Origin of the sequence: Candidatus Cardinium sp. cByotN1, assembly GCF_022810525.1 — a bacterium.
Taxonomy (GTDB): domain Bacteria; phylum Bacteroidota; class Bacteroidia; order Cytophagales; family Amoebophilaceae; genus Cardinium.
This window is the reverse complement of the sequence record NZ_JAACGG010000051.1, coordinates 1-7,795: the sequence shown is the minus strand read 5'-3', so window position 1 is coordinate 7,795 and position 7,795 is coordinate 1. Positions and strand designations below refer to the sequence as shown.

General features: G+C 36.0%; 4 protein-coding genes. 2 read left to right on the top strand and 2 right to left on the bottom strand.

Going from position 1 to position 7,795, the window contains the following annotated elements; genetic code table 11:
* Window positions 1-450: 450 nt before the first annotated feature.
* Window positions 451-1,641, bottom strand: coding sequence for an ankyrin repeat domain-containing protein (locus MUW73_RS01550; protein WP_243018512.1), 1,191 nt, complete (start codon window positions 1,639-1,641; stop codon window positions 451-453).
* A 430-nt stretch (window positions 1,642-2,071) separates the two neighbouring features.
* On the bottom strand, window positions 2,072-3,760 hold the full coding sequence (locus MUW73_RS01545; protein WP_243018514.1) for an ABC transporter ATP-binding protein: 1,689 nt from the start codon (window positions 3,758-3,760) through the stop codon (window positions 2,072-2,074).
* Between the two features lie 379 nt (window positions 3,761-4,139).
* On the opposite strand from MUW73_RS01545, the gene MUW73_RS01540 reads away from it, so the two are divergent.
* Entirely contained in the window at window positions 4,140-4,946 is an 807-nt protein-coding gene (locus tag MUW73_RS01540; protein ID WP_243018516.1) for a glycogen/starch synthase, read from the top strand.
* Between the two features lie 91 nt (window positions 4,947-5,037).
* Window positions 5,038-7,707: a UvrD-helicase domain-containing protein gene (locus MUW73_RS01535; protein WP_243018517.1), complete on the top strand. Its 2,670-nt coding sequence runs from the start codon at window positions 5,038-5,040 to the stop codon at window positions 7,705-7,707.
* Window positions 7,708-7,795 lie beyond the last annotated feature (88 nt).

Sequence of the window (7,795 nt, the reverse complement as noted above, 5' to 3'; positions counted from 1 at the left end):
ACAGTCGTGAACGGATACGATCAAATAATAATAAGTAAAAAATCAAGACTTTGGTAAAAATGTTCATAAAGTGCTCATTACAAATCAACAAACAGTATTGTTTCCGTTCACGCAATGGCGTCAACTTAAGGAATTTTTAATTATTTTTATTTGATTATAAGTTTTTTATCTTACTTTTTTATCAAGCAAAAAGTAGCTTTAAAAAATTCATTTTTTACCAGTTTCAGGAACAGATACACAGTATTTGCTCTTCAGACCTGCCCCTCAACTGTTTTTCTATTGCAGTGGTAACGGTTATTTTCTGAGCGCAACTATTTTACAAGGAGCGCTTTTGTTTTCCTTCCCTAGGCCTACCTTATGCTAAGAAAACTAGATTGTATACAGGCGCTTTTTTAGGTATAACCCACGTCCTTGGATGGGGATTGAATAGATAAAATGTTGATTAGCGTGTTATGTTTTCGTACAGTTTTGTTTTTCCGATGCTTTATCCAGTTTTTCTATAATCTCACTTTTAATACTTTTTCTTGAATTAATCTGATTATCATCTATTTCATCAATAGATACACCTATATCATCATCAGCTATAATTAGATCTGGTTCGTATAATATTGGCTTATCTATAAGTTCTGCGTAGTCTCGCGCATACTGACCTTTCAGGTCTTTTAGGCAGACATTTGCCCCAGATTTTATTAAAAGGTTAGCCATATCATGAAATTGATTAATTTTATTAGTATTTCTTGCACGTCTTAGAAAATCTAAAGCAAACATTAGAGCTGTTTTACATTCACTTACTTGTACATCTAAATCTGCTCCTTGTTTTATTAGGTGTTTAAGAATTTCATTACTGGCTTCCTTTTTTGGGGATTGTACTACTGCTTCAATCAATAGGGTGCTATTTAACTCATTTTTTGCATTTACATTTAGTTTACGCTCCTCAAGCCAATAGTCTAACCTTTCTATTGACCAATGATGTGATTCAATGTCTTGCAAGATATCACGAGTTAAGACCATATGATCTTCTTCTTTTATCTGATTATCATGTTCTTTTTTATAAGTGGTAGTACTTGTAGTAGTCGCACTAGTGGTAGCAGTCATACTCGAATCGGTCGATGAAGGATTAGGATCTGGTGCTTTTACTGTTACGGGACCGTCAGGTGCCGCTGTAGTACTTGTAGTAGTCGTAATATTTGTGCTCAGATCAGTGGACACTTCATTACCATATTTGTCTGTGCCATTTTCTGTTTTAATTGCATCATGAATCTGTTTCTCTTTCTCTGTTGCAGGAGTTATGTTTTTTATCGTATTATTCGGGTAGTCTGGGCTTAATGGAGGAAAGGTAGTTAGACTTCCATTATGAGGACCCATTGCATTTGACTGATCTGGAATAAAGAAGCTAAGCGGATACGTTACCCCAAAAACAAGCCATACACCGCCGAGTATCGTTAAAAATTTACCTAATACGTTCATTCTATTCCACGTTCTCATTGAACGCGAATAGTATCCACTATCATGCCTCCTATTCTCTAATATAGATAGTCCACTTACACTTAGTGCTTTCCTTGTATTTACACAAGCAGATAGAGTATTTAAAATTAATAATCCAGCCAGTAGGCCTGCTCTGTAACGTATATACGTTTTCATACTATTGATATTTAATAAATTGTATATAATGACTACCTAGCAGAATGGGTTCAATGAACAGACCATATGCTATTCATATTGCTTCTTATCTTCGTAATAATAAGGCAAAAACTTTCAACTAGGCGTCGTAATCGAAAAAAGAATTTGCTTAACCTGTAAGGGATTATTAAGAAAAAATAAATACAATTGCAAATAAATATCAGTAGTGGTTTAGACCATGAGGTCAAATTAAGGGCTGTATTTTATGGATTATGATCTATAATAGAATAGTATATTTTTCATAAATCCTTCAATACGGGCTAAAGTTAAAATCCGACCCAGTAGATTATATAGTCGGGATAAGGTCAATAAGCCCAGGTGCCATCATTTTTTTAGAAAAATTTGTTAGTCAATCGATTCTTTAAGTTCACACCATTGACTGAATGAATACTTATTCTGGAAGAAACCCACCTGTTTGCCTCTTCCACAGTTTGGCAAAATGGCCTTTTTTAGCTAAAAGCTCTGCTATTGTTCCATCTTCGATGATCATTTGCTTATCAAAAACCAAAATCCGATCCATATAACTGATGGTAGATAAACGGTGTGCAACAACCAGGGTGGTAGCATCCTTGATCACACTTTTTAAATTTTTTTGAATAAATTTTTCCGTAATAGAATCTAAGGCAGCAGTAGCTTCATCCATAATTAGAATAGGGGCATTTTTTAAAATAGCACGTGCAATAGCAATACGTTGTCGTTGCCCTCCAGAAAGCTTTACTCCACGTTCTCCAACCATGGCGTGAAAGCCTTTGTCTAATGCTTCTATAAAATCAATGCAATGAGCCAATCTGGCGGCTTCTACTACTTCTGCTTCTCTTGCATCTAAACGACCATATTGAATATTTTCAAAGATGGTCCGGTGAAAAAGCAGTGGATCCTGTGGAATGATCGCAATTTGTTCCCGTAAAGATGGTTGAGTTACTTGTGAAATATCTTGATCATCAATTAATATTTTTCCACTATTGAGGTTATAGAGCCGCAATATCAAATGCACAAAGGTCGTTTTACCTGAACCAGAGAGACCAACCAAACCAATTTTTTCGCCCCCTTTAATTTCAACAGAAATTTGGTTAAACATATGCGTCTTCGGCTCATAATGGAAAGTAACCCTATCCAAACAAATGGTGCCTTCCTTAACAACTAGTGGAGTGGCATGGGGGTGATCTTTGATCTCGTGTGGTACACTTAAAAGGGAAAGTGCTGCTTTAGAAACGCCTACTTCTTTGGCAATCTGGTTGATATGAAAAGAGCTATGCCAAACCAATCCCATTAGATTTAAAAAGGTCATGGTAATAAGCGAGCAATCTCCTATGCTAATCCAGTTGTGATTCCATCCATAAACCAAAGTCACAAATGTCACTACAAGAAAAATCAAAGTAAGCAACCCTTTCAAAAAAGATGCTTTTTCGATGGCCCAAGAAGCCTTTTCAGATTTTTTTATTTCATCGCTTTGGTAGCTATTTAGATATTTTAGTTCGTAGGCGGTGCGGGCAAATAAACGAACGGCTAACATACAACCCAAGCTATCCACTATTTGGCCATCTAATTCAGAGATAGCCTCTGCATGTATTTTGGCAGTTTGATTGATCTTACCCATATATAGGATAGTTAATCCAATAAAAATCGCTACAAAAACAAATAAGATTACACCGAAAACAGCACTTGCTTGAACAACCAGTCCCAATGAAAGGCAAAAAGTAAGCATAGTGCAGAAAAAATTACCTATTATAATATCTAAAATATGCTCACACGCACGAGGGAGTTCTGCTATTTTATTAGCTAGTCCACCTGTAAAATGTTCAGAAAAATAGCTATGCGATTGACCCTGTGTATAGGCAAGAACACTTTCTCGAATATGCTTGCGAAATTTAGGCCAAACATAGATAGATACAATCCCATAAGCCCTGCAGGCAATTTCCATCACCAAAAAAGAGGTCAATAAACCGATTAAGGGAAAAGTCAGTGCTCGAAAAGGAGCATCTATACCTGGTTTAAGTTCTACGAGTTTGTTGATTAACAGCTTGACAAAATAAGGTGATAAGGATTCATTCAGTGACCAAAATACTAAGGCAAAAAACATAAAGCTGAAACCCACAGCTTGTCGTTTTACAAAATAGAAAATGAAAGAAAAGAGAGTTTTAGGTAAAGCCTTGATTTCCTTAGACATGGTAGTGGGCATATTGTTTTTTGTTTGGTAGCAAACAAAAGGAGTTTCTATACTTTTTTGTTGATAAACAAAATAGAGTTTACATAAAAATGAAATATCGTTAAAAACGATTATAGAAACAATATAAGTCTATTACTTATATGTCACCATCTTTAGCGTGTGAGGCCTACTTATTTAGATGAATCATACAATATTCAACATGATTTCTTGTAAAGAAAGAAAAAAAATATTAAATTTAGGTCCGTTTGCTACGGATGCCTGTTTTTAATACAACTATTCAAAAGTATCTTCCATGAAGCCTCTACAAAGGATACTGTATGTTGCAAGTGAAATAGCTCCTTTTTTGGAGACCTCTCTTGTAGCAAATTGTGTACGTAAATTACCTGAAGCCATGCAAAGCAGACAGATTGACGTACGGATTATGGTGCCTAAGTTTGGTACGATTAATGACCGTATGAATAGGCTGCATGAAGTGCTACGTTTATCAGGCTCTATTGTCTCTATAAATGATGTAGATCATTCCATTTCTATAAAAGTAAGTACCATACCTAGTACACGGTTACAAGTTTATTTTGTAGATAACAATGATTTATTTGGAAGTAGGAGATCAGTTTTTGAGGATCAAAATAATAATTTTTATGAGGATAATGACCTGCGTATGATTTTTTTCTGCACAGGTGTAATGGAAACGCTCAAAAAATTAGAATGGGAAGCGGATATTGTACATTGTCATGATTGGATAACTAGTCTTGTACCTATCTTTTGGAAAAAACTTTATCAACATCACCCTCTTTTTAGAAAAGCCAAACTAGTTTTTACTATCTATAATAATAGCTTCTCTCATCAATTTCCTTATCTAGCGGAAAAACTAGCAAAAGTAGGTGTTGCAGAGGAAGATGCATTATGGTTAACGCCTGGTGGTTTTCGCAACATCATTCAACTAGCTATGCACTATTCTGATTTAGTATTACGTGGAGAAACGCTTAATGCAGTTGAGTTTGAAGATTTATTTAAGGAAAAAGAGCTTCCTTGGGTGGAAAACGATGAGCAGTATAATGAAGGGTATTTTTCAGTTTACAAAAACTTAATTAAGCAATAGCATACCCCTTAAGCCATAAGGAGGTATTACTTAATATATCACAAGCATCTATCCTATATATAGCTTATACCATAGTTTCCCAATTATTGCTATGGCTCAGTTACTTATCTATCGTGCTTCTGCTGGTTCTGGTAAAACTCATATATTAGTAACACGTTATATTGAATGGGCTTTACGCTATCCAGATGCTTTTAAACATATCTTAGCGGTAACCTTTACCAATCGTGCTACCCAGGAGATGAAACAGCGGATTTTAGCCTGTTTTTATAGCCTCTCTATCGGCCAAGAAACGGCTTTACAAAAAACGCTATGCCAAGCTGGGTGGTCCCCCTCACAACTACAGCTGCGCAGCAAAGCAATATTATCTAGAATGGTATATCATTATGGTGATTTTTCAGTTACTACAATCGATAGTTTTTTCCATAAGATTATTCAATCCTTTACTAAGTCGCTCGGTTTACCCCACCATTTTGCTATTGAAATGGATGAACTACTTGCTTTAAAAGAAAGCATAGAAGAACTACTTACTTTAGATGACCCCTTGCTTCAAAAATGGATCGCAGACTTTGCACTGACCAAACTATTGGCTGGCCAAACCTGGCATGTTAAAAGTAATATTCAAGAACTTGGTAAAGCGCTTTTTAATGAATCTTTTAAGCTACATGAAAAAGCATTATTAACCGCTTTTCAGGAGCAAGAGAGATGGTCGCATTTGGTATTAGCTATACAAGAAAGTGTGCGTTCCTTTGAGGAAAGGATGCAAAAAATAGGTCAAACTGCCTTAACAATACTTAAGCAAGAAAAGCTGTCTCTATCAGATTTTACTTATGGTACCAAAGGGGTAATAGGTTATTTTTTCAAACTAGCCAACAAAAAAGACTATAAGCCAACCAAACGCGCCATTATAGGAAGAGATAATCTAAAAAGTTGGTATGCTAAGCAAAAAACCAGTAGAACAGCCGACATAGCTAGGGTAGTGGAACGATTGCTTCACCCTTTGCTCGTGGAGGCTATTGATGGCTATGAACAGGAGGGCTTAGCTTATAGAACAGCTATTGTGAATGGCCGTTTTAGCTATGCCTTTGGCATGGTAGGTGCCTTACTCATAGGATTAGAACGGTATAGGTTGACAAACAATGTGCTATTTATGTCAGATATAGCCACTTTGCTCTATCAAGCTATTCAGGGCAGTGATATCCCTTTTTTATATGAAAAAATAGGCCATCAATTTCATCATTTTCTCATAGATGAATTTCAAGATCTTTCTCTTTTTCAATGGATGAATATCAAACCATTATTACGCAATAGTTTAGCACAAGGCTATAGTAGTTTGTTAGTAGGAGATGTCAAGCAAGCTATTTACCGTTGGCGTGGAAGCAATTGGAAACTTTTGAATCATGAAGTAGAAGCAGCCTTTAAAGAAAGCAGGCTGCATCATTTAACCACCAATCAGCGTAGCCAAGAAGCTATTGTATTATTTAATAATCATTTGTTTAAAACAGCTGCTAACCATTTGGTAGATTATCTTGAAAAAAGATCCACCGATCAGCCTATTCATATACTGGCCGATGAATGGGCCCAAATGAGACGAGCCTATAGTGATGTAGTACAACAAACGAATGGTCAAAAAGGAGGCTATGTAGCACTTTGGTTCTTTCGATCTGACCAAACAGATACAGTTGGTCAACCTATTGCTTGGCAAGTACATGCCCAAAAAACCTTTATAACTTTATTAGAACAGTTGCAAAAAGAGGGTATTCCAGCAAAAGATATCGTTGTATTGATTCGTAATAATAGTGAAGCAAATTTGATAACCAGTTTATTGACCACCAATGCTACCCCTAGTTCTTATCAGGTACAATCGGACCATGCTCATACTTTATGGAGCCATATAGCCATAAAGGTATTGATACATACATTGTATTATCTTCATGATGAAGATGATCTAATTAATAAGATCGCTTGGGTAGAGGCCTATTCCAATTGTATAGCTAACCATGCAGCTATTGGTCATCATGATAGATTTTATCAAGTAGTAGCTTGTGCTGACCACATTGAAAAGCTATTTCCTGCATCCTTTTGGCTTCAGAAAGATTTTTTAAAAAATGTATCTGTTTATACCTGTGTGCAGCTGCTGATTACCTGCTTATTTAAAAACTTTGATCAATTCAGTGATCTTTTCTCTTTGTTTCAGAGTATTGTTTTACATTTTTGTCTTACAGAATCTACTTCTATAGAAGCCTTTTTAGCCTGGTGGGAAAAAAGAGGTCGATCCATCAAGCTACCGGTAAGTTATGATGACGATACGATTAAAGTAATGACCATTCATCAATCTAAGGGGCTAGCATTTAAAATAGTGATTATGCCTTTTTGCAGCTGGCGTTTGGATCATCCGTCACGTAATGGACCTATATTATGGTCTGTAAACCATCAGAAAAATTCTGATTTTCCTATATGGCCCATAAGCTATGGGGTAGATTTAAAGGAAACGCATTATGCCAAAGACTACTGTTTAGAGCAAATGCAAATACATTTAGATAACTTAAATTTACTGTATGTAGCTTTTACAAGAGCAGAATCGAAGCTTTATGTTATGGCACCTCTGCCCGAGAAAATGGACGGTATGGTTACCATTGCTGATTTGCTTTATCAATCCTTGATAACAGAAAAAATAGATCAGCTATTTGGTCAAGCAGGGTCAGTAGCTGTTCAAGTGGAAGACAGTGATGTAGGCACTAATCTTTTTTGTATCTGTTCCTGACACTGGTAAAAAATAAAGCGCTGATGAAAAAAGTGGCTGAAAGCTTCGTTTACAGCTGGAAAAACAGAAACCTCTCTGCAATCCCTCC